The organism is Bathymodiolus heckerae thiotrophic gill symbiont (assembly GCF_900128515.1).
In the GTDB taxonomy this organism is placed as follows: Bacteria; Pseudomonadota; Gammaproteobacteria; order PS1; family Pseudothioglobaceae; genus Thioglobus_A.
Map to the genome: position 1 here is coordinate 1 of NZ_FQTP01000017.1, position 26011 is coordinate 26011.

Annotated in this window: 22 protein-coding genes and 1 pseudogene; 11 read left to right on the forward strand and 12 right to left on the reverse strand. The window is 38.1% G+C overall.

Features of this window, described 5'->3' with window-relative positions; genetic code table 11:
* From BTHERMOSOX_RS03575 to BTHERMOSOX_RS03590, 4 genes are all read left to right on the forward strand, one after another.
* Positions 1–897, forward strand: an 897-nt coding sequence (locus BTHERMOSOX_RS03575) for an FAD-binding oxidoreductase (protein ID WP_138119502.1), incomplete at its 5' end; no start/stop codon positions are given.
* Positions 898–1216: 319 nt separating this feature from the next.
* Entirely contained in the window at positions 1217–3493 is a 2277-nt protein-coding gene (gene nrdA / locus BTHERMOSOX_RS03580) for a class 1a ribonucleoside-diphosphate reductase subunit alpha (RefSeq protein ID WP_138119504.1), read from the forward strand.
* A 9-nt stretch (positions 3494–3502) separates the two neighbouring features.
* Entirely contained in the window at positions 3503–4639 is a 1137-nt protein-coding gene (gene nrdB / locus BTHERMOSOX_RS03585) for a class Ia ribonucleoside-diphosphate reductase subunit beta (protein ID WP_138119506.1), read from the forward strand.
* 7 nt (positions 4640–4646) lie between these two features.
* The gene (locus tag BTHERMOSOX_RS03590; protein WP_138119508.1) at positions 4647–4910 is read left to right on the forward strand and encodes a 2Fe-2S iron-sulfur cluster-binding protein; all 264 of its coding nucleotides are present in this window, start codon (positions 4647–4649) and stop codon (positions 4908–4910) included.
* On the opposite strand, the gene mnmH is transcribed toward BTHERMOSOX_RS03590, so the two are convergent.
* Genes mnmH through BTHERMOSOX_RS03610 form a run of 4 tightly spaced genes read right to left on the reverse strand, consistent with a single transcriptional unit; the run spans position 4899 to position 8665 of the window.
* Positions 4899–5999, reverse strand: coding sequence for a tRNA 2-selenouridine(34) synthase MnmH (gene mnmH, locus BTHERMOSOX_RS03595; RefSeq protein ID WP_138119510.1), 1101 nt, complete (start codon positions 5997–5999; stop codon positions 4899–4901). The genes BTHERMOSOX_RS03590 and mnmH overlap by 12 nt on opposite strands.
* A complete protein-coding gene (gene selD, locus BTHERMOSOX_RS03600) occupies positions 5992–7035 on the reverse strand; it encodes a selenide, water dikinase SelD (RefSeq protein WP_138119512.1) in 1044 nt (347 codons plus the stop codon). The genes mnmH and selD overlap by 8 nt, the downstream gene beginning before the upstream one ends.
* The gene (locus tag BTHERMOSOX_RS03605) at positions 7036–7689 is read right to left on the reverse strand and encodes a dUTP diphosphatase (RefSeq protein WP_138119514.1); all 654 of its coding nucleotides are present in this window, start codon (positions 7687–7689) and stop codon (positions 7036–7038) included. It lies immediately after the preceding gene.
* Between the two features lie 55 nt (positions 7690–7744).
* On the reverse strand, positions 7745–8665 hold the full coding sequence (locus BTHERMOSOX_RS03610; RefSeq protein WP_138119516.1) for a DUF808 domain-containing protein: 921 nt from the start codon (positions 8663–8665) through the stop codon (positions 7745–7747).
* A gap of 34 nt (positions 8666–8699) precedes the next feature.
* On the opposite strand from BTHERMOSOX_RS03610, the gene BTHERMOSOX_RS03615 reads away from it, so the two are divergent.
* Genes BTHERMOSOX_RS03615 through BTHERMOSOX_RS03625 form a run of 3 tightly spaced genes read left to right on the forward strand, consistent with a single transcriptional unit; the run spans position 8700 to position 10958 of the window.
* Positions 8700–9380, forward strand: coding sequence for a LamB/YcsF family protein (locus tag BTHERMOSOX_RS03615; protein WP_138119518.1), 681 nt, complete (start codon positions 8700–8702; stop codon positions 9378–9380).
* The gene (gene pxpB / locus BTHERMOSOX_RS03620; RefSeq protein ID WP_138119520.1) at positions 9373–10056 is read left to right on the forward strand and encodes a 5-oxoprolinase subunit PxpB; all 684 of its coding nucleotides are present in this window, start codon (positions 9373–9375) and stop codon (positions 10054–10056) included. The genes BTHERMOSOX_RS03615 and pxpB overlap by 8 nt, the downstream gene beginning before the upstream one ends.
* Complete coding sequence (locus BTHERMOSOX_RS03625) at positions 10053–10958, forward strand: 5-oxoprolinase subunit C family protein (protein ID WP_138119522.1); 906 nt, start codon at positions 10053–10055, stop codon at positions 10956–10958. Before pxpB ends, BTHERMOSOX_RS03625 begins: the two co-directional genes overlap by 4 nt.
* Here the strand turns inward: BTHERMOSOX_RS03625 and BTHERMOSOX_RS03630 are convergent.
* A pseudogene (locus BTHERMOSOX_RS03630) lies at positions 10933–11160 on the reverse strand (ribonuclease T); the annotation flags it as partial. The gene BTHERMOSOX_RS03625 and the pseudogene BTHERMOSOX_RS03630 sit on opposite strands and share 26 nt — an antisense overlap.
* A gap of 62 nt (positions 11161–11222) precedes the next feature.
* Between BTHERMOSOX_RS03630 and ilvD the strand changes: the two are divergent.
* Entirely contained in the window at positions 11223–12887 is a 1665-nt protein-coding gene (ilvD, locus tag BTHERMOSOX_RS03635) for a dihydroxy-acid dehydratase (protein ID WP_138119524.1), read from the forward strand.
* Positions 12888–12951: 64 nt separating this feature from the next.
* Here ilvD and BTHERMOSOX_RS03640 read toward each other — a convergent pair whose 3' ends face one another.
* The 7 genes from BTHERMOSOX_RS03640 to hflK all read right to left on the reverse strand — a co-directional run bounded on the left by BTHERMOSOX_RS03640 (position 12952) and on the right by hflK (position 22249).
* On the reverse strand, positions 12952–14313 hold the full coding sequence (locus BTHERMOSOX_RS03640; RefSeq protein WP_138119526.1) for an L-serine ammonia-lyase: 1362 nt from the start codon (positions 14311–14313) through the stop codon (positions 12952–12954).
* A 100-nt stretch (positions 14314–14413) separates the two neighbouring features.
* Positions 14414–15742 (reverse strand): Na+/H+ antiporter NhaA, encoded by a 1329-nt coding sequence (gene nhaA / locus BTHERMOSOX_RS03645; RefSeq protein ID WP_138119528.1) that lies wholly within the window; start codon positions 15740–15742, stop codon positions 14414–14416.
* Between the two features lie 5 nt (positions 15743–15747).
* The gene (gene rnr, locus BTHERMOSOX_RS03650; RefSeq protein WP_138119530.1) at positions 15748–17937 is read right to left on the reverse strand and encodes a ribonuclease R; all 2190 of its coding nucleotides are present in this window, start codon (positions 17935–17937) and stop codon (positions 15748–15750) included.
* A 3-nt stretch (positions 17938–17940) separates the two neighbouring features.
* Positions 17941–19260: an adenylosuccinate synthase gene (locus tag BTHERMOSOX_RS03655; RefSeq protein WP_138119532.1), complete on the reverse strand. Its 1320-nt coding sequence runs from the start codon at positions 19258–19260 to the stop codon at positions 17941–17943.
* 38 nt (positions 19261–19298) lie between these two features.
* Positions 19299–20252: an ATP phosphoribosyltransferase regulatory subunit gene (locus BTHERMOSOX_RS03660; RefSeq protein WP_138119534.1), complete on the reverse strand. Its 954-nt coding sequence runs from the start codon at positions 20250–20252 to the stop codon at positions 19299–19301.
* A gap of 6 nt (positions 20253–20258) precedes the next feature.
* A complete protein-coding gene (gene hflC, locus BTHERMOSOX_RS03665; protein ID WP_138119536.1) occupies positions 20259–21116 on the reverse strand; it encodes a protease modulator HflC in 858 nt (285 codons plus the stop codon).
* Positions 21116–22249, reverse strand: coding sequence for an FtsH protease activity modulator HflK (hflK, locus tag BTHERMOSOX_RS03670; RefSeq protein WP_138119538.1), 1134 nt, complete (start codon positions 22247–22249; stop codon positions 21116–21118). The genes hflC and hflK overlap by 1 nt, the downstream gene beginning before the upstream one ends.
* 135 nt (positions 22250–22384) lie before the next feature.
* On the opposite strand from hflK, the gene BTHERMOSOX_RS03675 reads away from it, so the two are divergent.
* The 3 genes from BTHERMOSOX_RS03675 to BTHERMOSOX_RS03685 all read left to right on the forward strand — a co-directional run.
* Positions 22385–24568 carry an LPS-assembly protein LptD gene (locus tag BTHERMOSOX_RS03675; RefSeq protein WP_138119540.1) on the forward strand — a complete coding sequence of 728 codons (2184 nt, stop codon included), beginning with the start codon at positions 22385–22387 and terminating at the stop codon, positions 24566–24568.
* 1 nt (position 24569) lies between these two features.
* Positions 24570–25457, forward strand: coding sequence for a peptidylprolyl isomerase (locus tag BTHERMOSOX_RS03680; RefSeq protein ID WP_138119542.1), 888 nt, complete (start codon positions 24570–24572; stop codon positions 25455–25457).
* A 12-nt stretch (positions 25458–25469) separates the two neighbouring features.
* Positions 25470–26011, forward strand: a 542-nt coding sequence (locus tag BTHERMOSOX_RS03685; RefSeq protein WP_138119544.1) for a TrmH family RNA methyltransferase, incomplete at its 3' end; no start/stop codon positions are given.

A 26011-nucleotide genomic window follows, 5' to 3' on the forward strand; every position in this document is an offset into this window, starting at 1 on the left:
GAATGTAGTAATGGCACTTGTGGCGCATGCAAGGCTAAGCTTATTAAAGGTAGTGTTAAAAAATTAAAACATCATGACTACACACTTTCTAAAGATGAATTAGACGACAATACTTTTTTAATGTGTTGTTATTCTCCAAAATCAGATATCAAAATTGATGTTGATTTGATTGGTGATGTTAGGTCAATTCCACTTCAAAAGATTCAAGTTAAGATTGAAAATATTCACTTTATTAGTGATGATATGGCAATTGTTAGTGTGCGAACACCCAGATCTAAAACTCTACAATTTATGGCAGGCCAAGACGTTGAATTAAGCTTTAAAGGTGTCACTTCTCGCTACCCTATTTCCTCATGTCCTTGTCATGGAATGGAGCTTGAGTTTCATATTCGCTTACTTAATGAAGACAGTTTTTCTCAAGCCATCTTCTCTAAATCAATTAAAACTAAGTCTAAGCTTGATTTAAACGGCCCTAAAGGCATTTTTGTTTTAAAAGAGTTATCTACCAAGTCCATGGTTTTTATTGCCTGGGATAGTGGTTTTGCCCCAATTAGAAGCCTTGTTGAACATGCATTTTCACTTGAAATGCCCAATCCTGTGTATTTTTATTGGGCCTACCCTGCTACTGACTCAATTCCCTACTTTGACAACTACGCTCAATCATGGAGTGCGGTTATGGATGAATATCATTATCAGACAATTGCATGTGAGTTTGATCGCTCAAGTCATAATGATTGCCATAAAGTGGCCAAACAAATTTATGATTCACTTGATCATCAGGTTATTAATCAATCAGAAGTGTACATTTGTACCCCTGCTGAAGTGTTGATTTATTTAGGTGAAATATTGCTTGAAAACGGCCTAGACGAGTCTCAATTAATCGCTTCTCCAATTTAAGTTTTTTTGACTTAAATTATCGTTTTTCTGGGTAATATTTTTGCTAATTTTTAACAAAAGTTGCTGTGTCAGGCTTTGCGCTTTTTATTACTAAAAAGTAATATTATGACATCATAAATTGATGATATTTAAGGTTAAAAATAGCCAAAATTATTTTAATTTATTTTCATTCTCGCAATCCCTTTTGCACCAAGTTGTTTGGCGTTTTTGAGTGTTTTTTGATGTTTTTAACACTTGCAAAAAAGTATGAAATACACTATATTTAGTTGCAGTTATCTTTTACAAACACTATATGTAGTGTTTACCACTCGGGGAATAAATGAATCAAAATATCAAAGTCACCAAGCGAAATGGCCAGCAAGAGCCAATCGATATGGAGAAAATTCACCGTGTTGTACACTGGGCTTCTCAGGACTTAAAAGGAGTAAGCGTTAGTCAAGTTGAGATCAATGCTCAATTGGCATTTTTCGACGGAATTAAGACTGAAGATATTCATGAAACCATTATTAAATCTGCAGCTGATTTAATCTCTACAGATTCCCCTGATTATCAATATTTAGCAGCGCGTTTAGCAATCTTTCATTTACGTAAAAAAGCCTTTAAATCATTCACCCCGCCAGCACTTTTTGAACACGTTACAAAATTTACTGATCTTGGTATTTACGATAAAGATATTTTGGACAAATATACTCAGGTTGAAATTGAGGAGCTTGATGAATGTATTGATCATTGGCGTGATATGAAGTTTTCTTACGCAGCTGTTAAGCAGCTTGAAGGTAAGTACCTTGTTCAAAACCGCGTCACTGGTGCTATTTATGAATCTCCACAGCAGCTTTACATGTTGGTGGGTATGTGTTTATTTCAAGAATATGAAGCGCAAGCTAGAATGGCTATTGTTAAGCGTTTTTATGATGCTGTATCTTTGTTTAAAATTTCATTGCCAACACCGATTATGGCAGGTGTTCGCACACCTACGCGTCAGTTCTCTTCTTGTGTATTAATTGAAACAGACGATGATCTTGATTCAATCAGCGCAACAGCAGGTGCTATTGTTAAGTATGTTTCTCAGCGTGCAGGTATCGGTGTTAATGCTGGTCGTATTCGCGCTATTGGTAGCCCTATTCGTAATGGCGAAGCAACACATACAGGCTGTATTCCTTTTTATAAGCATTTTCATACGGCGGTAAAGTCTTGTTCTCAAGGTGGTGTTCGTGGTGGTGCGGCCACCCTCTTCTACCCGTTATGGCATTTAGAGGTTGAGAGTTTATTGGTGCTTAAAAATAACACGGGTACTGATGAAAATAGAATTCGCCATCTAGATTACGGTGTTCAGTTTAATGGTTTGATGTACCAGCGATTTTTGGCGGATGGCGATATTACGTTATTTTCACCACATGAAGTGCCAGGCTTGTACGATGCTTATTTTGAAGATCAGGCTGAATTTAAGCGTTTGTATGAGCTTTATGAAGCAGATGATTCAATTCGAAAGCAAACTATCAAGGCTAGAGATTTGTTTGCTAAGTTTATGCAAGAGCGTGCCAATACAGGGCGCATCTACTTGCAAAATGTTGATCATTGTAATACTCATGGCGCTTTTGATTCAAAAATTGCACCGGTTCGTCAATCAAACCTTTGTATGGAGATTACCTTACCGACCAAACCATTGCACTCTGTCCAAGATGAAAAAGGTGAAGTGGCCTTATGTACGCTTTCAGCTGTTAATTTAGGCGCACTTGAATCACTCGATGAGTTAGAAGACATTACCGATATTATTGTGCGTGCTTTGGATTCGCTGCTTGACTACCAAGATTATCCGATTAAAGCAGCGAAAATTGCTAGTATGAATCGCCGTACTTTGGGTATTGGTGTAACAAACTTGGCTTATTATCTAGCCAAAAATAATGTTAAATATTCAGATGGATCAGGCAATGAGTTGATTCATAAAGCTTTTGAAGCTTTGCAGTATTATTCTCTTAAAGCGTCGAATATACTTGCTAACGAAAAAGGCGCCTGCCCATTATTTAATGAGACCCAGTATGCAAAAGGCGTGCTTCCAATCGACACTTATAAAAAGGATGTTGATGATTTTTGTGGTTTCGAACTAAAACTAGATTGGGATCAGTTGCGTAGTGATATTAAAAAAACTGGCCTAAGAAACTCTACCTTAACAGCACTTATGCCGTGTGAAAGCTCTTCTCAAATTTCTAATTCAACTAACGGCATTGAGCCACCGCGAGGTTTTGTCTCTATCAAGCAATCTAAAGATGGCATCTTAAAGCAAATTGTGCCTGATTATGAAAACTTAAAAGATAAGTATGAATTGCTTTGGGATATTAAAAACAACGAAGGTTATTTGCAATTATGTGCAATTATGCAGAAGTTTGTTGATCAGTCAATTAGTACCAATACGCATTACGACCCATCTCAATTTAGTGGCAACAGAGTGCCGATGAAGTTGTTTTTAATGGATCTTTTAAAAGCTTATAAATATGGCGTTAAGACGCTTTATTACCATACTACGCGTGATGGTGGTGGTGCTGATATGCTTGAAAAAGACGACGACAATGCCTGTGCCGATGGCGTTTGTAAACTTTAGGAATTAATTATGTCATATTCTATCTTTAATAAAAAAATTGTCGACACATTAACTCAACCCATGTTTTTTGGTGAGAGTGTGAACGTTGCCCGCTTTGATAAGCAAAAGTTTGAAATGTTTGAAAAATTGACAGAAAAGCAGTTGTCATTTTTCTGGCGCCCCGAGGAGATTGATGTTTCTAAAGATAAGATGGATTTTGCTAAGCTTTTGCCTAATGAAAAACACATCTTTTTATCAAACTTACAATATCAAATTTTGTTGGACTCTGTCCAAGGTCGCAGTCCAAATATTGCTTTTTTGCCAATCGTCTCTTTGCCAGAATTAGAAAACTGGATTGAAACTTGGAGTTTTTCTGAAACCATTCACTCACGCTCTTACACGCATATTATTCGCGCTATTGTTAATGAACCTGGTGCAGTATTTGACGACATCATGAAAACCGAACAAATTATTGAACGTGCCGAGAGCGTTTCCAAGCATTATGATGAGCTGATTAAATGCTCTCAAGCCTACTTGTTGCATGGCGAAGGTACGCATGATCTAAATGGTGAGCAAACAACCATCGATCTTAAGTGCCTTAAACGTAAATTATATTTAACCATTATGTCGGTTAACATTCTTGAAGCGGTGCGTTTTTATGTATCTTTTGCTTGTTCGTTTGCTTTTGCCGAGCGTAAAGTTATGGAGGGTAATGCCAAGATTATTAAGATGATTGCACGTGATGAAGCGCTACATTTAACCGGCACTCAGCACATGATCAATCTTATTTGCGAAGGTAAGGATGATCTGGAAATGGCCAGCATTGCTAAAGACTGCGAAAAAGAAGTGGTTCAAATGTTTAGGGATGCTTGCGAACAAGAGAAAAATTGGGCGGAATATCTATTCCGTGATGGCTCAATGATTGGCCTAAATGCTGAAATTCTAAAACAATATTTAGAATATATCACTAACATTAGAATGAGTGCTATTAATCTTAAGCCAATTTTTGAAGAGCGTAGCAATCCTCTGCCATGGATCAATCATTGGCTAGATTCCGACAATGTACAAGTTGCTCCTCAAGAAACTGAAATCACCTCTTATTTGGTGAGTGCAATTGATAACACGCTAGAGCAAGATGATTCTGATTTTGGTGACTTTAAACTATAACTAATCTATGTTTAAAATCGATGTTAACAATGTTAACGGCAAAACTGAATCGCTGTATGTATATGGCGAACAATCGATTCTTACTGAGCTGGAAGAGCATAGTATTCTAATTAGCCATTCGTGCCGACAAGGGCATTGTGGCTCTTGCATTTTGCAGCTGCTAAAAGGTGATGTCTTGCATCAAGATTGTTTAGTGCCGTTATCTCATGGTGAAATATTAGCCTGTCAGGCTAAGCCTATTACTGATATTGAAATAGGATCAAGAGATTGATAAGTGATGAATATAGTCTAACACCTCTTGGCTGTTGCCTTTAAAAACTACACGATCTAGTTTCTTTTGAATTTGGTAGTTGTACATCGGATCATAATAATCAACTAATAGTGATTTTACAATAGGTAAAAAACCATCAAAATTATTAGTATTTTGGTAGTCGTTTAAAGCTAACGCAACTTCTGATTTCATGATTTTATAGCGCTTTAATCCTAATCGTTTCTGAATTTTTTCTAGACTTCTAAGCCAATAATTGGCAAAATTATCAAAGCCATTTTCAGTATTTTGATTTATAAAGTTATCATGCATATGAATCACGTAAGCATTCATACTAACCTCAATACGCTCTTGCGTGGTTGCCTCCAATAGAATTAAATCAGCCTGAGAAGTTTTGTTTTTAACACAATCAGGGATATGCACAGTGCCAACATTAGCACCCTCATCTTCAAAGATCAAATGAGAATAATCTTGTTTTTTAATTAGCTCAATAGCAAGCTCATTTTCAAATGCAATTTGAGTAGGTTGAGAAGTTGTGGTATTACCAAAAGCAGAGCCTCGATGATTGGCCAAACCCTCTAAATCAATTTGTTGATGGATTTTATCTAGTAGTAAAGTTTTTCCACAGCCTGTTTGGCCGCCAATCACCACTGGGGTGATTTTATTCATAATACGATCAGTTTCATCAATTAGATAACGACGCAGTGCTTTGTAGCCACCCTTTAGTCGTGGATAGTCAATGCTTGTCGCTTCATAAATCCACTCTTGAGTGATTTGACTACGCATGCCACCTCGAAAGCAATATAAAGCGCCATCAGGGTGTTTTTTGATAAATTTAAGCCAAGCATTAAGCCGAGCTTGTTTTGCCTCGCCTTGTACTAATTCATGCCCTAAAACAATAGCCTGCTCTTGGCCTTTGTTTTTATAACAAGTGCCAACTAGCTCACGCTCTTTGTCACTCATTAAGGGTATGTTTTGAGTATTTGGAAAAGCGCCTTGTATAAACTCAATCGGCGCACGCGTGTCAAACATCGGGGTGTCGCTTGTTACTAACGAGCGAAAATCTTCAATTTGAGTGAGTGTTTTATCCATTGATGGTGACAGTTGCTACCTTATTGTCTAATTGAGTAATTTCACCAATAGCCTCAAGCTCAAATCCAGCTGAGCGCATAATGCTTTGAAATTCATTTTGAGCATTATCATTCACCATAATGAGCAAGCCACCACTGGTTTGTGGATCGCAAATAATGGATTGAACTTCGCTATTCATTGGGCTTAAATGTTGGCCGTAGCTATCAAAATTACGCTGTGCGCCACCTGGTGAACAGCCATTGACTAAATAGTTTTTAATGTTTGGCAAGGTGGGCACTTTGGCATAATCGATAGTAGCAGACACTTTAGAGCCTTGACAAACTTCAATCAAATGCCCGCCCAAGCCAAAACCAGTCACATCAGTAATGGCGTTAACACCTTCAATCTTAGATAGTTTTGTGCCAATATCATTTAAAGCGCACATAGTATTAATAGCGCGAGTTTCGTCCTCGAGGGTAATTTTCTTTTGTTTTTGCGCGGTGGTTAAAATGCCAATACCTAGTGGCTTGGTTAAATAAATTTTGTCACCCACTTTTGCTTTTGAATTTTCTTTAAGGTGTTTGATCGCCACCCTGCCAGTTACAGCTAGGCCAAAAATAGGCTCAGGTGCATCAATACTATGTCCACCAGCCAATGAGATGCCTGCCTCTATACAAACACTGCGTCCGCCTTCAATCACTTGTTGGCCCACTTCTGGCGGGAGCTTATCAAGTGGCCAACCAAAAATGGCAATGGCCATAATCGGTGAGCCGCCCATAGCATAAATATCACTAATAGCATTAGTCGCTGCAATGCGCCCAAAGGTAAATGGATCGTCAACAATCGGCATAAAAAAATCAGTGGTACTAATGATTGCTTCACCATTGCCAAGATCATACACAGCTGCATCATCACGCGATGCATTGCCTACTAATAAATTAGGATCGTTAATATCGGTAAGTGAAGATTCTAAAATTTTATCTAAAACTTTAGGAGAGATTTTACAACCACAGCCTTGTCCATGGCTATATTCAGTTAGTTTGATTGTGTTAGACACCTAGCTAACCTGCTTGTAGGCTTCTTCTAGTTTTTTGTATAAATCCTCAGGTGTCAATTCAGGATTGTCATCCATAATCTTAAAGGCAACAACGTTATCTTCTACATCACCCCATATTTTTACATATGAACCATCTTTATAGCCGTTATCTTGTCTGAATGTATTAAGCTGGTTTTTAACCAGGTAGCGCCTGTACAATTCTGGCACATCCATTTCCATGTGTGCAATCGCTTGGAAAAATAAAGCAAATAATTGGTACAAAGAATTTTGTGATTGATCGACGTTAGCGCTTGCTGCAACAGCAATCATTTTTTCTAAAATTTCAACTAATTTTTCAGGATCGGTGTCGCGCTCAGGCTTCATATCGTTGTACATTTCAGCAAAGCCAGCATCGCCAAAATGAATGGCTTCAGACATTATGAAATGCCAGATATCAACTAACTCGACTCTGGCATTACCAAGATCAGGTTTGGCGTCAAGATCTTTCCAATGCTTCCAATTAAATGAATCAATGGCTTCAGCAGCTTCCATATAAATACAACGCAACCATGAAATCTGACGACCCTCTTTGGTTGCACCTTCGGTCCATATTTCGCCATTTGTGGCATCATTAAGCTGCTGTTGCAACTCGAACATTTGTTTAATGTAATTCATAGTTTGCTTGTGATTTATTTCAGCTTTGTATTATATACAAGTCGCTGCTAATACGCTATGCGTACCTTTGTTGAAATTTTAAAATACTCATTGTAATTAGACTTCCAACAGTTAGAGAAATTCCAATAGGTACAAAAAATAATTCCATGGCCAGCGGTAGGATTGACGGCAAGTCATGACCTAAAATTACCAAAAAATGCAGCTGATCAATATTATGAATAATGATTGAGCCGCCAACCATGAGCATGGCTACCATACCAATCCAGCCTAGTGATTTTAATATTTTTGGCATAGCTCTAATTAGAAAAGAGCCAATGGCTTGATACAATTTATTTTGTTTTTCTTGTAGATAAAAACCCACATCATCCATCTTAATAATCATACCGACAATGCCATACACCGCAAAAGTGGCAATCAGTCCAACAATAATCAAAACGCCTAATTGGGTTGATAAAGACTCTGTCGCCACCGAAGCAATGGTTAGGGCTACAATTTCAATTGATAAAATGGTATCTGTCCTCACTGCTGAATTAACCGTTTGATCCTCCGCTGCAGTTAAATCATCAGTATTAGGAATTGAATGTTCATGAGTGTTTTCATGCGGCTTAATGAGTCCTAGCTTCTCACCTAAAGATTCAGTGCCTTCATAAGCTAAGTAAGAGCCGCCTAAAATTAATATTGGTGCCATAATCCAAGGTGCAAAATAGGTAATGAGTATTGCAATTGGAATCATGATGGCTTTATTGCGTAATGACTTTTTGGTAATTTTCCAAATAACCGGTAGCTCACGTTTGGCAGCTGTGTTACTAACATATTGCGGAATGGTGGCCGTGTCATCAATTAAGATACCGGCGGTTTTTGATAATGATTTAGCTGTTTGATTGGCGATATCATCCAGTGATCCCGCTGCTACTTTTGCAGCGACTGCTGATAAGTCATCAGCTAAGGCGCCAATATATCCAATTAATCCTGACATTTTTTAATTCGTGATTGCTTTATAATTTGTAACCATGTTAATGATTAATTGCGATCTTGGGGAATGTTTAACGCCCAATCCAGATGCACAAGTAATGCCACTGATTGGCATGGCTAATATTGCTTGCGGTGGGCATGTGGGTAATGATAAAAGCATGATTGACGCCATTAAATTGGCGCTAAAAAATAACGTTAAAATTGGTGCACATCCTAGCTACAACGATAGCGTTAATTTTGGCCGTGTTAGCTACATGCTATCGGATGATGAATTGTTTGATTTGATTCAATCTCAAGTGTCTCATTTTCAAAATCTTTGTATTCAGCACGGCGCAACTTTGGCGTATATAAAGCCACATGGTGCTTTGTATCATGACATGACTCATCAGCAATCAGTGCTAGGGGTTATTTGCAAGGTAATTGAGTCAATCGATCCAAGCTTGATTTTGGTTGTGCAAGTGGGCAATGAAGAACATTTTAAAAATTTTGAAAATAATCAAAATGGTGGTTTTTTACGCGAAGTGTTTGCTGATCGTGGCTATAACGCTATGCACATGATCGCTAGAAGTGAGGAAGGTGCAGTTTTAAATGAATATAATGCCATTATTGAGCAATTTTGGCGATTTAGTAACGATAAAACCCTAAAAATTGATACAATTTGCTTTCATAGTGACAATCCAGCTTCTGTAGAGGCCTTAACAAGACTTAAAGATGCATAAAATCATTCTTGCAGGGGAAGACTCGATCCTTATATACTTTGGTAGTAAGATCGACAGTGCACTGCCTAAAAATATCGCAAATTTTGCAAATGCGTTAAAAGCTGAATTTTCTCAGCTAATTATTGACTTAACACCCTCTTATACATCGTTATTAGTGCATTACGATTTAAGTAAAGTTAACTATTTAACCTTTTCAGCTGAGGTGCAAAACTTATTAACTAATTTTGAATTTTCAAACACTACCGAAGATTCCAACTTAATTTATATTCCAGTTTATTATGGATTTGAATCAGGGCTAGATTTGGAAAGACTACTTGCTGAAAAAAACTTGAATTTGGATGAATTTATCAAGATTCATAGTGATAAAGAATATTTAGTTTATGCTATTGGTTTTAGTCCGGTATTTACTTTTTTAGGTGAAGTAGATATACGCATACAAGCGCCACGCTTAGCTACACCAAGAATCAAGATTCCTGCAGGTAGTGTGGGTATTGCCGATAGTCAAACGGCCGTCTACCCAACTGATTCATCAGGTGGCTGGAATATTATTGGTAGAACTGTGCAAGATTTGTCACTTAAGAATCCTGATAATTTGAATAAATTTAAAACCGGTGATCGAGTTAAATTCTACTCAATTACACGCGAAGAGTTTATTGAGCATGGTGGGCAGTTATGAGTTTTAAAGTTATTAAGCCTGGGTTTTTAGCCACTATTCAAGATTATGGCAGATTCACCCATGGTGCGCATGGATTGAGTCAATCAGGGGTGATGGATGAGCATGCATATGGCTGGGCTAATCATCTACTTGAGAACAGCCCTACTGACGCCGTTTTAGAGATTACGTTCGGTGGCGTTGAATTACAAGCACTTGATGATTGCGCTATAAGTGTTTGCGGTGCAGATTTGGATTTTAAGGTTAACAATCAAACCGCACTTAGTTGGCATAGTGTGCAAATACAAAAAGGCGATGTTCTTAGCTGGACTTTACCCAAGCATGGGATACGTGCTTATTTGGCAGTTAAAGGTGGGTTTGATACTGAGGTTTTGTTTGATTCTAGATCGGTTAATTTACGAGAAAATATTGGCTCAAAACTTAAAGCTGACGAGATGCTTATTTGTGACTCATCGAATATTGAGTTTGACCATTTTATTGCGCCACAATACATTCCTAATTACGATAAAGACATTGTATTAAGATTGTTGCCGAGTTATCAATATCATCAGTTTAGTAAGGCTCAAAGAGTTTTATTTTTTAATCAAACTTACACCATTAGCAACGCTAATGATCGTGCTGGTTGCCGACTAAACGGCGTGCCAATTGCAATAGAAAAAAGTAAGATGATTTCTGAAGGGATGAGTTATGGTAGTGTGGAAATTGCCACAGATGGCTTGCCTATTGTTCTACTTAAAGATGCACCAACCATTGGTGGTTATCCCAAGATTGGTACGGTTTTCTCGCTAGATCTGGCCAAGCTTGCACAAAAACAACCTCATGCAAAAGTCCGTTTTGAGCTAATGGATATTCATCAAGCGCAAAAACAGCGTTTGAAGTTTAATCAGTTTTTTGGACTGGATTAAATTCAAAATTATTAAAAATCTGACAAAACAATTCAGCGGTTTTAACCGTGTCATACAAGGCTGAATGTGCCTGTTTGTTGTCAAATTCAATACCTGCTTTAGCAATGGCCTTGGCTAGTACCGTTTCACCAAAAGCTAGAGCTGATAAGCTTACTGTATCAATAGTAGAGAACTGATGGAATGGATTTTTAAGCTTTGATCTGTCGCTTAAAAGTACACTATTTTAATCTAAAATATAATGCTTTATATCAATACAAAGTAATTATGTCTAATACAAGAAAATTCTCCTCTCAAGTTGTGGATGGCTATGAAAGAGCGCCTTCGCGTGCAATGCTCTATCCAGTTGGATTTAAAAAGGAAGATTTCAATAAGCCACAAGTAGGTATCGCCTCTACTTGGTCGATGGTTACCCCTTGTAATATGCATATTAATAAACTAGCAGACGAAGCCGAAAAAGGCGTTAATTCAGCTGGTGGCAAGGCTGTTATTTTTAATACGATTACAATTTCAGATGGTATTTCAATGGGCTCTGAAGGCATGAAGTACTCATTGGTGTCTCGTGAAGTGATTGCTGATTCAATTGAAACGGTAGTCGGTTGTCAGGGTTTTGATGGCGTGGTGGCGATTGGCGGTTGTGATAAAAATATGCCAGGTTGTATTATTGGCTTATCTCGATTAAACCGCCCGGGTATTTTTGTTTATGGTGGCACTATTCAGCCTGGTAAAAATCATACGGATGTAGTGAGTGTATTTGAGGCAGTAGGTAAATATGCTAACAATGCTATTGATGCGATTGAACTTGAAAACATCGAAAGAACTGCCATCCCTGGTCCTGGCTCTTGTGGTGGTATGTATACCGCTAATACCATGGCTTCAGCCATTGAAGCCCTAGGCATGAGTTTGCCAAATTCTTCTGCGCAAGATGCAATTTCAGCGGATAAGAATAACGATTGTGTTCGTGCTGGTGAGGCGGTACTTAACTTACTTGAAAAAGACATTAAGCCGAATGACATCATGACCATGAAAGCGTTTGAAAATGCTATTACTGTGATCATCACTTTGGGTGGTTCGACTAATGCAGTATTGCATTTAATCGCTATGGCAGATGCTGCTGGCGTTGATTTAAGCATTGATGACTTTACTCGTATTGGCGCTAACGTACCAGTAATTGCTGATCTTAAGCCATCTGGAAAATACCTGATGAGTGAGCTAATTGAAATTGGTGGAACATTGCCATTAATGAAAACACTACTAGATGCAGGTATGCTACATGGTGATTGCATGACGGTAACGGGTAAAACCATGGCTGAAAATTTAGCCGATGTTAAGCCGTACGACGAGTCTCAAGATATTATCAAATCACTAGACAATCCTATTAAGAAGGATTCACACTTACGTATTTTGCGTGGTAACTTGGCTTCTGAAGGTTCAGTTGCTAAAATTACTGGCAAAGAAGGTTTGAGTTTCAAGGGTGTGGCTAAATGCTATGGCCGTGAAGAGGACGCACTTGCTGCTGTACTGAATGATGAAATTAAATCGGGCGATGTGATTGTTATTCGTTATGAAGGTCCAGCCGGCGGTCCTGGTATGCGTGAAATGCTTGCGCCAACTTCAGCGGTAATGGGCAAAGGTTTAGGTGGTGAAGTTGCACTAATCACTGATGGTCGCTTCTCTGGTGGAACGCACGGGTTTGTGGTTGGCCATATCACGCCTGAAGCTTTTAAAGGCGGCGTGTTAGCTGTAGTTGAAGATGGCGATGAAATTCTAATTGATGCTGAGAATAATATATTAGAATTATTGGTTGATCAATCAGTTATTGATGAGCGCTTAACCCATTGGGTTCAGCCTAAGCCAAACTACACTAAAGGTGTGTTGGCAAAATTTGCCAAACTTGCGAAGTCAGCTTCTAAAGGCGCAGTAACAACTTAAGCTTAAATCTAATGTATTAAAAAAAAGGAGGCGAAAGCCTCCTTTTTTATTGACAGTTAATTATTTAGCACTCTGTCATGCTTAGTGCTAGCCCACCCAATGAGGTTTCTTTGTATTTTTTAGACATGTCAAAACCCGTTTTCTTCATAGTTTCAATACACTTATCCAATGATACTATGTGCTGACCATCCTCTTTAAGTGCAATTGAGGCGGCTAAATGCGCACTAATTGCACCAAAGCCATTGCGCTCAATACAAGGAATTTGAACCAAGCCCTTGATTGGGTCACAAGTTAGGCCCAGATGATGCTCTAGCGCAATTTCTGCTGCATTCTCTATTTGTGCACTACTACCAGATTTAACAGCGCACATCCCTGCTGCAGCCATTGAAGATGCAGAGCCAACCTCACCTTGACAACCCACTTCGGCGCCAGAAATAGAGCTGTTATGTTTTATCAGCCCACCAATAGCACTCGCTGTTAGTAAAAAATCGCGAACTTGTTGAGCATTAATTTTTTGATGCTCAACCAAATAATACAATACTGCAGGAATAATACCTGCTGCACCATTGGTTGGCGCTGTTACCACCATATGCCCTGCTGCATTTTCTTCATTAACTGCCATAGCATATGCACAAAGCCAATCATTAGCATCGTTGTCTTTAGAGTGCCTAAGTTGTTGGTATAGGTTTTTAGCACGCCTTGGTGTATTAAGTCCGCCTGGCAAAATACCTTCAGCTTTCAAACCTCGGTGAATGCAAATTTTCATTGCCTGCCAAATTTTATCCAATCCATTATCAAGCGATTGTTGAGACTGGTATTGAGCTTCATTGACACGCTTCATTTGCGTAATTGATAGATTGCTCGTGGTAGACATTTCTAACATTTGATCAGCAGAATCAAATGCATAAGGATGCTTAGTGGTAGGCTTGCCAATTAATGGCGCTTGCAATTGATTAATCTCTTCTAAAGGTAGAATAAAGCCACCACCAATAGAAAAATAAGTCTGCTGGCATAAAATTTTTTGATCGGCATTTAGATATTCAAATACCATGCCATTTGGATGTTGCTTTAAGGTGTCTTTAGTATCAAATATAATGTCTGTCTTTGGGTGAAAAGCGACGGATTTTCCACCTAGTGTTATAGATGACTTTCCCCAGAGTTGTTTGATTAACTCATTAGGATCAATCTTTAAGAGGTCCTTGGCTTGGTATCCATGCAATCCAAGTGTCACGGCACAATCACTAGAGTGACCTTTCCCTGTATAGGCTAAAGAGTCTTTTAATGTACAACGAATTGAACAACCTTCTTTGATGGGGTTTTTCTGAATGCGAGTGATAAAATCTTGCGCAGCAACCATTGGCCCCATTGTATGGGAGCTTGAAGGGCCGATACCAATTTTAAATAATTCTAAGGCACTGATAAACATAACACCATCATATAAATAATATGTGGCTATACTACCCTTGTAGCGAAAAAAGTACACGCATTATAAAAAAGAAAGCTAAAAAATACTTTGATTAAAAAACTTATTTTTGTGCTACATATTTAAGCCATAAAAATCCGAATAATCCTGCAAATAATGAGGCTGATAAAATTCCGATTTTGGCCTGAAAGATTAAATCAGGTGTATTTAAAAATGCCAAATCTGCTATAAATATAGACATAGTAAAGCCAATTCCACCCAAGAGTGCAACACCAAAAATTTGGCTCATGCTGCTTTGATCTGGTAATTTTGCAATTTTTAATTTAATAGCCAACCAAGAGACCCCAAATATTCCAATTACCTTTCCCAAGATAAGTCCAAAAATAATCCCCATTGATACCGGCTCAATAATAACAGAGCCAGTAGAATTAAAGTCAATCGCAATACCAGCATTAGCAAGTGCAAATAAAGGAATAACAATTAAAGCTACTGGTAGGTGTAGATCATGCTCCAATCTAGCAGCTGGGGATCTGACCGCATTAATTCTATCTTGTATATTAGTTAGAATAGATTTCTGCTCTTCATGTAATGTGTGATTTTCATAGATAGGATACGTGTCATATTTATCTAGTAATTTTTTAGTATCTTTGGAGAGATTTAAAGAGGTTTGTTTGGGTTTTGAAGGTATTGTCATGGCAGCAATAACGCCTGCAATAGTAGCATGAACACCTGATTCAAGCACAAAGAACCACATAAAAGATCCAACAATAAAATAAGGTAGAATCATGTGAATGCCAAAACGATTGAATATCACTAAAATCAGGAAAGTTACACCAGATAGAGCAAGTGGCACCATATGAATTTGATCAGTATAAAATATTGCAATCACTAAAACAGCACCAAGATCATCAACAATAGCAAGTGCAACCAAAAATGTTACTAATGCGGTAGATACTCTTTTTCCCAATAACACCAATATACTAATTGCAAAAGCAATATCTGTAGCCATTGGAATCCCCCATCCGCCAGCACCAATTTCATTCACATTAATACCTAGGTATATTAATGCAGGAAAAAGCATGCCACCAATAGCTGCTAGAATAGGCAAAATAGCAACCTTTATATTTGAAAGCTCTCCTACTAAAATCTCTCTTTTTATTTCTAATCCGATAATGAAGAAAAACAGAGTCATCAATCCATCATTTATCCAATAATGAAGACTATACGATAATTTCCACGAGCCAACATTGAAATCTATCTTTGTATGGAACAATTGTTCGTAGTTTTCAGTTAATGGTGTGTTGGCTAAAATTAACGCCAGTACTGTCATAAACATTAAAATCTTGCCCGTTGTAGTTTGGGCATGAATAAAATGTTCAAAGGGTGTCGACACTTTTTTAAAGGCTTTCTCCCAAGGAGCATAGAGTTTCATTTTTATTAACTTTTGCTATCTTCCTCTGGCGCTGGAACAAAGACCATTTGTCTATCGTCCAAATTAACCGAGGCAATTTGGATTTTAATGGTGTCACCTAAGCGGAAAGTTTTTCCAGTACGGTCACCTTTAAGCTGATGATGAATATCATCAAAGTTGTAATAGTCATCTTGTAGGTCGCGTACAGAAATCATACCTTCGACAAATACCTCAGTCAGTTCAATGAAGATACCAAAGCCCGCAACGCCAGAAATAACACCATTGAACGTGTCACCAACTTTGTCGCGCATGTATTCACATTTAAGCCATTGCTCAACATCGCGAGAAGCCTCGTCTGCACGACGCTCTGTTACTGAAAGGTTTGCACCCAATTCAAGCATTCTTTTAGAAGGCTCTTTCTTTTTATCACCTAGAACTTTTTTAACTAATTTACCCATGAATGATGGGCTTTTCTTATTTAACACACGATTAATTGCGCGATGAACAAGTAAGTCTGGATATCTTCTAATTGGCGAGGTAAAGTGAGTGTAGTCTTCAAATGCTAAGCCGAAGTGACCTTCATTTGCTGGTGTGTAAATTGCTTGCTTCATAGTACGAAGTACTACGGTTTTAATGATATTTTCATCATCTCTACCCTTGGCATCTTCCAATACTTTTGCGAAGTGCTTAGAATCTGGCTGATCGCCACCTTCTAGCGTTAGACCAACAGCCGTTAAGAACTGACGAGTCACTTCTACTTTTTCAGCTGTTGGTTTGGGGTGGATTCTGTATAAGAAATCTTCTTTATTTTCACCTAAGAATTTTGCTGTGGCTTGGTTGGCCATTAGCATACATTCCTCAATCAATTTATGTGCATCGTTTCTTGAGCGAGCAACAATGTTTTCAATTTTGCCATTATCATTAAAGATGATTTGTGACTCAATACGATCAAAGTCCATGACGCCACGCTTGGTTCTGGCAGCTTTTAGAACTTTGTATAAATCATATAGGTCATTTAAGTTATCCAATACTGGAGCAAATTCAGTTTTCAATGCTTGATTATCATGTTCAAGGATATCACTTACTTTAGTATAAGTTAAACGAGCATGTGAGAACATAACTGCTGGGTAGAATTTGTAATCAAGTAAATTACCCGATTTATCGATGTTCATCTCACACGTCATACATAGGCGCTCTACATCGGGATTAATCGAACACAAGCCATTTGAGATGGCTTCAGGCAGCATTGGCACCACACGACGTGGGAAGTAAACTGAATTACCTCGTTCAATAGCATCAGCATCCAGTGCCGTACCTTCTTCTACATAATAAGAAACGTCAGCAATAGCAACGACTAATTTCCAGCCATTGGCTGTAGACTCTGCAAATACCGCATCATCAAAGTCTTTAGAATCTTCGCCATCAATAGTTACTAGCTTCATGTCAGTAATATCGATACGCCCAACTTTATCTTGTTTGGTTACTTCGCTAGGAATTTTTGCCGTTTGGGCTAGTGCTTCTTTTGAGAATTCGACAGGAATACCATTGCGATATAAAGCTGCATCAGTTTCTACACCCTCGTCCATATACGAGCCTAAGATTTGAGTGATCTTGCCTTCTGCTAGTGATTTGAATGTCGGCGATTTTGTAATTTCAACAATAACAATTTGCTCATTGGTATTTTCATCAGAAATATTTGGAATGTTAATGTTGTTACGAATGCGCTTGTCATCAACGACAGCATAAGTGCCTTCGTCAGAAATATGTAAACGTGCAACAACTGTCTTAACACTCTCTAATACTTCGATAATTTTGGCATCGCCACGCTTGCTAATTAAGCGAGCTTTGACTTTGTCACCATGAAAAACCAATTGCATTTGACGAGAGTTAAGACGCAAATCACGACCCCCCTCTTCCAATTTAAGAAAGCCAAAACCTTTAGGGTTAGCGACAACTATGCCAATTTTAATACCTGCTTCTGGATCGAAGATAACGAAGTCACCTTCTTTGTTGTAATCTAGTTGCTCATCACGAACCATAGCTTTTAAGCGATGTGTTAGCGGCTTTTTTTGTTTGCCATCTACTTCTAGTAGATCAAATAAGTCGTATTTTGATAAAGACTTTTTCTTCTTAAAGAAAGAAAGAATATACTCTCTTGAAGGGATGGGGTTGTCGTACTTTTCAGATTCTCTTTTTTGGTGCGGATCTTTTTTCATGAATTACTCGTCAAATGGGTTATTAAGGATCAGCGTTTCATCACGATCTGGTCCGGTTGATAAAATATCAATTGGTAAATTTGAGAGTTCTTCAATTTTACGAATATAGTTTTGAGCTTCGATTGGTAAACCATCAAAAGCAGATGTGCCAATGGTTGATGTTTTCCAGCCTGGCATTTCAATGTAGATAGGGTCAGCATCTGCATAGCCTTGTGCATCGTATGGCGGCGTTGTAACTTGCTTGCCATTTAATTCATAAGCAATACAAATTTTAACACTCTCCAATGAGTCTAATACGTCTAACTTAGTTAGGCAAATACCTGTTACTGCATTAAGCTTTAATGAGCGATTTAAGGTGACCATATCTAACCAACCACAACGACGTTGGCGCCCTGTTGTTGCACCAAATTCATGACCGATCGTGCCTAACACTTTACCGATTGCATCGCCCTTATCAGTAGCAACATCATAAATTAATTCTGTTGGGAATGGGCCACCACCAACACGAGTTGTGTAGGCTTTAACAATACCACATACGTAGTCAATGTCGGTTACACCAACACCAGATCCAGTTACTGCGCCACCTGAAGTGGTATTAGAAGAGGTTACAAATGGATACGTTCCTTGATCAATATCAAGTAGTGCGCCCTGGGCGCCTTCAAATAAAATACTTTCATTATTCGCAATATGCTGATGAATCTTTTCGGTGACATCAGTAATCATTGGAATAACAGTATTGGCTTGCTCTAAAGCTTCGGCTAATACTGTGTCAAAATCTAGTGCCGGTGCATTGTAATAATTCGTTAGTGCAAAGTTATGGTATTCCATTACGTCTTTTAGCTTTTCAGCAAATGATTCAAGATTAAGTAAATCGCCAACACGCAAGCCGCGACGAGCGACTTTATCTTCATAAGCAGGGCCGATGCCATTACCCGTTGTACCAATTGCTGCTTTGCCACGTTTAGCTTCACGAGCATTATCTAGTGCAACATGGTACGGCATGATCAATGGACAGCCTGGTGCGATCATTAAGCGTGACTTTGCATCAACACCTGTAGTATCAAGCTCACCTAATTCTTTAATCAAAGCTGACATTGATAGTACAACACCATGACCAATTAAGCATTCAACATGGTTGCGTAAAATACCTGATGGAATTAAATGTAGTACTGTTGTTTTACCGTCAATAACCAATGTATGGCCTGCGTTGTGACCGCCTTGAAAGCGTACAACACTAGAAACCTTATCAGTAATTAAATCTACAATTTTACCTTTACCTTCGTCGCCCCACTGGGTGCCGATGATGACTACATTTTTTGACATACTAATTCCTGACTATATAATTTATTTGTTAATAATAACTACTTTGATTGGGATAAAAATTTCAAATCAAATGAAAATCCTGTCGCTGCTCTTGATTGACCAAAAGATTCGCCAATGCCGTTGTAACGACCGCCTTGAGCCAATGCTTTTGAATAGTGTTTGTTGTAAGCTGAGAAAACTACACCCGTATGATATTCATAAGTTTGCAACTCGGCTAAATCATAGCTAGCTTGAATGCCTTTAGCCTGAAGTGCTTGGTCAATGGCTTGTAAATCTTTAATTGCTACTTGCGCTACTGGAAAATCTTTAAATAAATCTAGCGCCTTACTCAGCACACTTGCATCACCCTCTAGTTGCATTAAAGCATTAAATAACGCAGCGTTATTTAATGTATTGTTACCCATAAATACGTTTAAGTCTGGCGTAGAACGATGGGCAAAGATATGACGCAATTCATTAGTTTGTACTATATTTAAAGTTTCACTAGTAATAAGTGCATCAAAGATAGCCACATTGCCTAAGCTAATGACGATTGAATCAATAGCTAGAAGGTTTAAACTTTCTAGCATTAATTCAATAACCTCTACATCAGCTGAGGTGTCTGTCGAGCCGTAAAGCTCTGCACCCGCTTGAATTGGAGATCTAGAATCATAAAAGTCATCCGCTCTGGTTTGTAAAATTGCATTGATATAGCAATATTTTTCAACCTTGTTACTGTTGCGTTTTGCGTCAATGCGAGCAATTTGAGGCGTAATATCCGCATGTACGCCAAGCATCTTCCCACTTGCTGGATCCAAAAACTTAAATGTTTTTTCGTTAACCGCATCACTGGTTAATAGCAATGAATCAACGTGTTCTACCATTGGTGGCACAACCAAGCCAAAACCTTTGTTTGTGTATAGGTCAATTAGCGAGCGACGAAGCATTTCAAACTTCATTGCTTGATCACCACTTAATTCGTCAATACCCTCAGGCAGTTGCCATGTACTCATATAAGCTTATTTAACTTGCGGGTTAAAGTGACGGAAAAACTCTGTATTCGGATTTAACACCAATACGTTATTTTGATTGGCAAAAGATTTTTTGTATGATTCTAATGAACGATAGAAAGAATAAAACTCAGCATTTTTACTATACGCCTTGGCATAGTTATTTGCTGAAGTCGCATCACCTTCACCTCGAATTATTTCAGAATCACGGTAGGCATCTGCTAGGATAATCGTTCTTTGTTTATCTGCTGCTGCACGAATTACTTCGGCCTCTTCTGCACCTTTAGATCTAAACTCTTTAGCCACACGCTGACGCTCTGCTTGCATACGACGATAAACTGAGTTTGAAACCTCTTGTGATAAGTCAATACGCTTAATACGTACATCAATAATCTCAATACCAAATTCACCAATATCTTTTTTAGCCAGTGTGGCAATATTAGCCATAATTTCACTACGCTCGCCAGATACTACATCAGCAATGGTGCGCTTTGAAAATTCACTTTTAAGACCGGTTTTAATAATTTGAGCTAAACGGTTGTTGGTACGAGCTATGTTACCGCCGGTTGATTTATAGAACTGCTCCGCATCAACAATACGCCATTTAATGTAAGAGTCAACAATTACGTTTTTCTTCTCACCCGTTAAAAAGCGCTCAGCAGGTGCATCTAGCGTTTGCACACGACTATCAAATTTAACCACGTTGTTTACAAATGGCATCTTAAACTTAAGGCCAGGTGTGTTATCAACTGCAACAATTTCACCCAATCGAAGCTTGATGGCTGTTTGCGTTTCGCTAACGGTATAAAGTGCTGAACTCAGTACAAAAAATACAGCAGCAATTATTATTAATCCTATTTTTTGCATTATCTTACTCCTCTGTTACGAAAAACATCTCTGGCGTTGTTCGGATTGTTTATTTGTTGTTGTGATTCTTGAATGGTAATTTGAGTGTTTGACTGCTTGGCATTGATTAACTTGTCAATGGGTAAGTACATCATTGAATTAGCTTTTGAATCAACCACAACCTTGCTAGTTGAAGCAAACACGCTTTCCATCGTTTCACGGTATAGACGCTCTCTAGTTACTTCAGGGGCTTTTTCATACTCTGTTAAAATTTGCTTAAATCTTGATGATTCACCCTCTGATTTAGAAACCACTTCTGATTTATAAGCTTTTGATTCTTCAAGTAGTCTTGCTGCCAAACCACGAGACTTAGGCAAAATGTCGTTTGCGTAAGTTTGCGCCTCGTTGATTAAACGCTGTTTATCTTCACGCGCTTTAACTGCATCAGAAAAAGATGCTTGAACTTGCTCAGGCGGCTGAGCATCTTGCATGTTTACTGTAGTAATAAATAAGCCTGTTTGGTACAAGTCTAGTAATTCTTGCGAGCGATCTTTAATTCTATCAGCAATATCAACACGACCTTCGGTTAGAATGTAGTCCATGGTGTTTTGACCCACCACTTGGCGAATTGCACTTTCTGATACTTGACGTAATGTTGTATCAGGATTGGCAACATTAAACAAATAAGCTTGTGCATCGTTAACTTTATACTGAACCGCAAACTTGGCATCAATCATATTTTCATCTTTAGTTAACATGATTGACTCAGAAGAAACGTTGCCACCTACGCGACGACTACTAGCATTTCGGTAGCCGATTTCAGCCGTTCTAATTTGCTCTACGTTAATTCGATTAACAGTTTCAATTGGAAATGGTATATGCCAATGAGGACCTTGTCCAGTCTCTTCTTGGAATGCACCAAAGCGCAATACAATACCTTTTTCAGCAGGGTCGATAATATAAATGCCTGATAACATCCAAATTAAAACACCGATAATAGCAATAAACTTTACACTGCCTTTAGGTGCGCCTGATGGCTTGTTAGAGCCAAACATACCATTGAATTTATTTTTAAATTCCTTAATTACTTCGTCCAATTCTGGCGGCGTTTGATTGTTGCCGCCCCAAGGGGTTTGATTGTTGCTATTAGCCATTTAAATACTTCCATTGTTGTTAAAAACCTCAGTTATTTTACCCAAATAAACACCCGTCTATGTAACTAATATATGCCAGCTTTTTTTCATTTAGTTAGTGTTAAAATAAATGCATTTTAAAAACTCTAATTCAGCATGAAAAAGTCAATTACTCTTTGTTCGCTAATCTTTTTTTCAGGTGTAGTAAGCGCCCAAGACTACATACTTAGTTGTGATGATTCACGTTTGCTTTTTCCTAAGCAAGCGCTGTCTACTGATGACAATCTAGATGTCGTTGCAGATCGTAGTGAAATTACCACAGGTGATACATACTTATTAACCGGCAATGTCTCGCTTAATTCTAGTGCTTATTATTTGGCCGCTGATGAAATTACAATCAAAAAAACGAATAAAACCTCAACTGCTAAAGGCGGTGTTAAATATCAAGATAATGAGCTGATGTTTATCGGTGACAGTGCTGTGGTTAAAAAACAAGCTGATAACAATCATGTGACTTTACAACAAGTGCAATTTCATTACCCCGAGACTAAAATAAATGGCCGGGCTACTCAGGTAGTTAATGATGGCACCAAGCAAGTGTTTGATTCAGTTAGTTACTCTTTATGTCCATTGGGCAATACTGATTGGCAAATGAAGGCTGATAAAATCACGCTAAATTCAAACACTAATCGTGGTGTTGCAAGTGATGTGGTGGTTGAATTTCTAGGTGTTCCAGTTTTTTATTCACCACATCATGAATGGGTACTTGAAGGTAGAGGTTCTGGATTTTTAGCGCCTGCATTTGGTAGCTATAATGAATCAACCGCCAATCAAGGTAGTAATTATCAGGTTAGAATTCCTTACTACTTTAATATTGCGCCAGATCGTGATTTCTTATTAACTTTAAATCAACTGTCAAGTCGTGGCAGTATTGTTGAAGGTAAGTACCGACAACTAATTGCCGCTAATAACTATTTAGATGAAAGTCGTTTTGAAATCGAAGGTCATTATTTAAATGAAGACGATATTACTAAGAACAAGCGCTGGTTGTTAAATTCAAGTATTGATCTAATTCTCAACGAAAAAACAGAATTAAATGTTACTACTAATCGTGTTTCTGACAAAGACTACTTTAAAGAGATTGCTCATTCCAACACCTCTGATTCCGCGCTTAATTCACATATTGACCTAACTTTTAATGATGCTGATCAAGATCTAAAACTAAATTTCTTTGCTGAGTCTGAGCAATTGGTTAATTATGATACATCTGGAGATGCCTCATACACCAGAGCGCCAGAGCTATCTATTTCAAAAGGTTTTGTTGGGCTGGATAATCGTCGTATGGATTTGTCATTAGTAAGTACAAAATTTACACATAAGACTTCTAGCAGTACAGGTATTCGTACCCACGCACAAGCAAATTTTAACCGTTCAATTACAACGGATGTTTACTCATTAACGCCGAAACTTAGCTTATCAACTACGGATTATGCTTTAGACAATGCTGTCAATGAATCTCGCTCAATCTACAGTTTTGGACTAGATTCAAAACTATTCTTAGAAAGAGAGGTGAATTTATTTGGCACAGATTTAATTCAAACGTTAACACCAAGATTGGCTTACAACTACACGCCTGAGAAAACAGACCCAAGTGTAAACTTTGATTCAGAAAGTAAGTCTGACTCTTATGAGTCTTTATTTTCTGGACAAAAATTTACCGGTATTGATCGAATTGGAAAAGCCAATGATTTAACATTTGGACTAGAGTCAGATTTTATCGATGAAGAAACCGGCGAAACTTATTTAAGCTTAAAATCTGCTCAAACATATTATAGTGATGCCATATCGACAAACAATGGCACAAGAAAATACTCTGATATTGTCATGTCAGCTGATATTGGCTTTGACAGTTACACCTTTAATAATTCACTACAGTATGACCCAGAGACTAACAAAATTGATAAGCGCGATAGTTCGATGAGCTACATTCTTAATCCTAGAAAATTCTTAACCTTGGCGCACCATTATGATGGTACTAAAAAATCAGCCGAATTATATGGTGCATATCCACTAACGCAAAATATCCATGTATTTGCTGGTATTAATCGTTCAATCACTGATTCGATCACCAATAAAGAAACCACTGGTATTGCTTATGAATCTTGCTGTTGGGCACTGCGTTTAGCGCACTTTAAAAAGTACATGGGTAGCGGTAATGGCTATGATTACGTCACTAATTTTGAGCTAGTGCTTAAAGGCTTGGCAACAACCTCACCAGGTTTGGCTGCTCGCCTTGAAGAAGAAGTGCCTAACTATCTTGCTAATTTAAACGACATATAAAATGAAAAAACTTGCTTTACTGGCGTTACTCGCCTCGCTAAATGCATTCTCTGCAAGCAATAGTATTGTTGCTATTGTTGATGATGAGTTAGTGACTTATGATGCAATTAATATTGATAGCAATTCCAAGGCAGCTAAGTTAGCTGCAGTTAATCGTCAAATCGACATTATTTTAAAAATGCGACAAGTTGAACGATTGGGTGTTGAGCCCAAGGCTTTGGCGATCAACAATATGCTTAAGCGTGTCGCCAAGCAAAATTCTCTAAGCCTTTCTCAATTGCAAGCAAGTCCAGCATTTGGGCAAGTAATGGCCGACATCAAACAAAAACTATCTTTAAACGGTTTAAGAGAGTTTGTTAATAGCAAGGCTAATTTGGTTTTAACTCAGGCTGAAATCGACCAAGCGCTGAACAATAATCCAACTACTCAACAAGATATTGTTAAGCAAATTCGTATTGCTCAAATTGCCATTAGTTCGATCGATGAGTCAGCTTCGTTATTACAATCTGAAGATGAGCTTATCAAGGCTTCGTTGACCGATCTTGCTAGTCAGATTAAAAATGGCAAATCATTTTCTGATTTAGCCAAACTACATTCTCAAGATGAATCTTATAAAAATGGCGGAGAATCGGGCTGGTTGGTTCAAAAACGACTACCTAAGTCTTTTGGCCAAGCTTTAAATGGGCTAAAAATTAATGAGATATCACCCCCGTTTAAAGCTGGTAATGGCTGGAGGTTGATTAAAATTATTGAAAAGCGCAATGCTGATAATCATCTTAACAATATTAAAGCCGCATTGATTCGTCAGAAAAAAAATACCTATTTTAACAATTGGGTTAAAAAGCTTAGAAAAGATGCTTATATCGAAATCTTTGATCACAAACTTTAATCTTTAATTTCTATGTCTAAAACACTTATTATTTTTGGCTTTCATGCCATTCAAGCGCAACTTGATGCAGCTCCAGAAGGCTTTGTTAAAGTCTTAACTTTGGATAATCGTAATGACAAGCGCATTAGTCAAATCACTACTGCGTTTAATCAGCTCAGTATCAAGATTACCAAGGCTAATAAACAGCAGCTAGACAAACTAACGAAAAATCAAACTCACCAAGGCATTGCAGCGGAGGTTTTGCTACCCACCCTGCCCAACCAGGATGAACTGATTGGTTTTGTTTCTAGACTAGAAAGTTCAGCCCTAATCTTGATTTTAGATTCTATTCAAGATCCTAGAAATCTTGGCGCTTGCTTGCGTAGTGCTAATGCGGCTGGAGTTGATTGTGTGGTCATTAATAAAGACGGCTCTGCACCGATTAATGCACTGGTACACAAAACTTCGGCAGGCGCTTTAAATCAATTAAAAATATTTCAAGTAACTAACTTAGCCAGAACCATTAAAGCACTACAACAAGAAAATGTTTGGGTGGTTGGCGTATTCCAACCAAC